General features: G+C 31.7%; 2 protein-coding genes. Both read right to left on the reverse strand.

Annotated elements, in window-relative coordinates:
- Nucleotides 1-121: 121 nt before the first annotated feature.
- Nucleotides 122-496: a hypothetical protein gene (locus CKF59_RS05080; RefSeq protein ID WP_119534884.1), complete on the reverse strand. Its 375-nt coding sequence runs from the start codon at nucleotides 494-496 to the stop codon at nucleotides 122-124.
- A gap of 58 nt (nucleotides 497-554) precedes the next feature.
- Complete coding sequence (gene lon, locus CKF59_RS05085; RefSeq protein ID WP_119534885.1) at nucleotides 555-3,431, reverse strand: endopeptidase La; 2,877 nt, start codon at nucleotides 3,429-3,431, stop codon at nucleotides 555-557.
- Between the last annotated feature and the right edge of the window lie 187 nt (nucleotides 3,432-3,618).

Here is a 3,618-nt window from a genome sequence, read left to right on the forward strand (position 1 = left end):
CACAATTATCTTCAAAAGCAAAAATAAAGCTAAGCATCATATGCCCTGCTTGTCTTACATCTGAAGCATTATCTAAATAAAACTTATCAAGCAAATATGCAGGATTTTTCATAATTACAGTTTAAATAAAAATCTTCTCAAAATTATATTTTTCTAAATTAAATAAATCATGCACTCCAATTTTATCTTCAGGAACTATAACCCATTCATTAGCATATCCCCATTCTAATAAACTACGAGAACAACAGATTATTTCAAGATCATACTTTCTTGTAAGCTCTTGGAACTTTAAAGCTACTAACCTAACTTGATGCGAGAACTGCAGAAGGTTTTGATTTATCACTAAAGGCAATGCTAAATTTTCGACAAAAATTACAAAATGATCCTTTGGATTTTTTCCTTCTTGCAACATTCTCTGAATATATAATTCCAATCTTAAGAGATTTTCTTGGATTTGCAAACTTAAAGCACTATGACGGAAAATAAATAATTTCATTGCTACTTTTATATAAAATAACGGGAGCTATCTACATAGCTCCCTTTTTTCATAAATCTTAACTTTTTTTCGTTGATTTGCGAGTTTTTGTAACCTTCTTAGCTTCAGTAGCCTGATCTTCGATTACATCTTTAGCTTTTCTTCCACGTTTTTTAGGAGCAACTTTAACTTCTTCAACCACTTCTAAATTTTCTTTTTTAGATTTAGCTGTTGCAGATGTTTTCGCTTTTTTACTCGCTTTTGCAACTTTAGTTTCTTTTACAGTTGTTTTACTTACCGAATATTCGCTTTCTTCAACTGCAGAACTAGTTTGTTTTGATTTAGCTTTTGACTTTTTAGATTTAGCTTTTGTTGTTTCAGTAGCTTTTACTTCTTCGACAATATCTTTTAAATCTAAATCAGCTGCACTTGGTTTTGCCGGACGCTTTTTATCACCAAATACTATATCTATAACCTCGTCAATAGTTTCTACAGGATAAAATTGTAATTCATCCTTAATACTTTGAGGTACTTTGTATAAATCAGGTTCATTTGATTTAGGTAAAATAATGTGTTTAACGCCATTACGATGTGCTGAAATAACCTTTTCTTTCACCCCACCAATACGTAAAACATCCCCATGAAGAGAAATTTCACCAGTCATTCCTATATCCATAGCTATAGGTTTATTCGTTAACGCTGAAATTAAACAAGTTGTAATTGCAGAACCCGCTGAAGGTCCATCTTTATTTATTCCAGCATTAGGGAAATGAACATGGAAATCATACTTAGAGTAGAAATCTGGTTCTAAATCAAATTGCTTATATCTCTGACGAATTACTGTAATCGCAGCACGAATACTTTCTTTTATTTGATTCCCTAAAGAACCAGTAGCAGAAATTTCACCTTTACCTACAGGTGTTGCTGCTTCAATTGGTAATACATCACCACCTGATTGAGTCCAAGCTAAGCCCGTAATCTGTCCTACAAAAGATTTAGCTCTAAACTCTGCCTGTTCAATATTCGATTCATTAATTACAGGACCTAAGATTTTCTGTACTAAATCTTTGTCGACTTTTACTTGCTTAACTCCCTCTTCAACGATCATCTTAATTGCAAAACGGATTATACGTTCAATTCTTCTTTCTAAAGAACGAACCCCAGGTTCATTAGTATAACCATCAATTATTAAGTTAATCATGCGATCTGGGAAATCTATTTCATTTTCTTTAATTGCATTACGTCTTAATAACTTACCTAAAATATGTTGTTTTGCAATTTGGAATTTCTCATCCCTAGTATAAGATCCTAGGTCGATAATTTCCATACGATCTAAAAGTGCTGGTGGGATATTATAACTATTTGCAGTCGCTATAAACAACACTTCAGAGAGATCATAATCTATCTCTAAATAGTTATCAACAAATTTATTATTTTGTTCTGGATCTAATACTTCTAACAAAGCAGCTGCCGGATCACCTTTATGACTTGAGGCTAATTTATCTATCTCATCTAATAAGAATAAAGGATTATTTACCCCTACTTTTGAAAGATGACTAATTATCTTACCTGGCTGTGAACCTATATAGGTTCTTCTGTGCCCACGAATTTCTGCTTCATCAGAAATACCACCTAGAGCCCAACGAGTATACTTTCTTCCTGTAGCTTCGGCAATAGATCTACCTAATGAAGTTTTACCTACCCCTGGTGGACCTATTAAGCAAAGCACTGGAGATTTAACCACATCAACACGAGATAGTACAGCTAAGTACTCTAAGATTCTTTCTTTTACATCATCTAATCCAAAATGATCTTTATTTAAAATACTTCTAGATTTTCTTAAATCTATATCACTTAGAGCATCTCCTCGATACGGAGCTTTTAGCAACCAATCTACATAGTTTTGTTGCATGTAATATTCTTGAGAGTTAGATGGAATTATCTCAAGTCGATGAATTTCGGTATTAATTTTATTGTAAATTTCAGGGTGCGTAGTTTCAATCTGTAATTTTTCTAACTGATTAAGTAAACGCTCTACGTCAGACTCATCAGACGCTCCCTCAGGATTTAACTCTTTCTTTAAAGCTCTAATCTGCTCATTTAAATAGTACTTTCTCTGTGCTGTTTCCATATTCTTACGCACAGCTTCTTGCAGTTCTGCATCAAAAGTATCACGTTTTAACATGAACTCTATGTGAGAAATCAAGAAAATATAACGATAATATAGGTTTGGTTCATGAGCAAAAGCAGATAATACTCGATTTGAAAAACCTAAATTACTAACCGCAATATACACAAAGCTTTGATAAGTTGCTTCTTTTGAAACAATACTCTCTATTGATACATGCTCATATATTCCTGAACGAATTAAAGCATAAATACTTTGTCTTAATTTATCAACGGCGTATTGCTGAGTTTTACTATTTACAATTGAGTTCTTATTATCTAAATCTCCAATTACTTCCATATTATATGCATATGGTAATTTAGAAATTAGAGCTTTTAAAACTAGGAATTTAGATCTTTTTACTTTAACTTCATCTATATTCGTTGAACTTAAGTCAACTTCAGCTTCTACTGTAAGTTTTAACTCAAAAGCTAAAAAATCAATTTCCTGATCTTTACGACTTCTTTTTAAATTTTCATTTACAGGATAAGCTTTTACAAATTCAGCGATAAAACCTACACTATTTAGCGTATCTTTTAATGAGTTTCTTTCTTTATGAAACTCTTGCATAGTATTCGGTAGAGTAGCATTATCAGTAGAAACAAAAAGTCTTTTGTCTTCTATACTTTCATTTGCTAAAAAATTAGCTAAGTCAACATTACTTGCCGTACTTTCAACATGTACGACAACTACATCATCATTGCTAGTGTAAAATTTCTCGTATAAAGGTTCACCCAGAGCATATAAAATAGGTAAATTCTCTGGTTGATTTAAGATGTTATTAGACATTAGTTAAGTGTCCTTTTTTATGAGTAAATTTAACCTTAAAATCAGATTCTAATAAGGGCAAATTGTACTTTGGGTTTTACTACTTTTTCGCTTTTATATTATCACAAATAGCCATGTATTTTATAATAAATTCATGGCTAACTCAGAGAGGTTACACTTTTTTAATTATTACTACCTATAATAATAT

The organism is Psittacicella gerlachiana, assembly GCF_003585965.1.
Classification (GTDB): domain Bacteria; phylum Pseudomonadota; class Gammaproteobacteria; order Enterobacterales; family Psittacicellaceae; genus Psittacicella; species Psittacicella gerlachiana.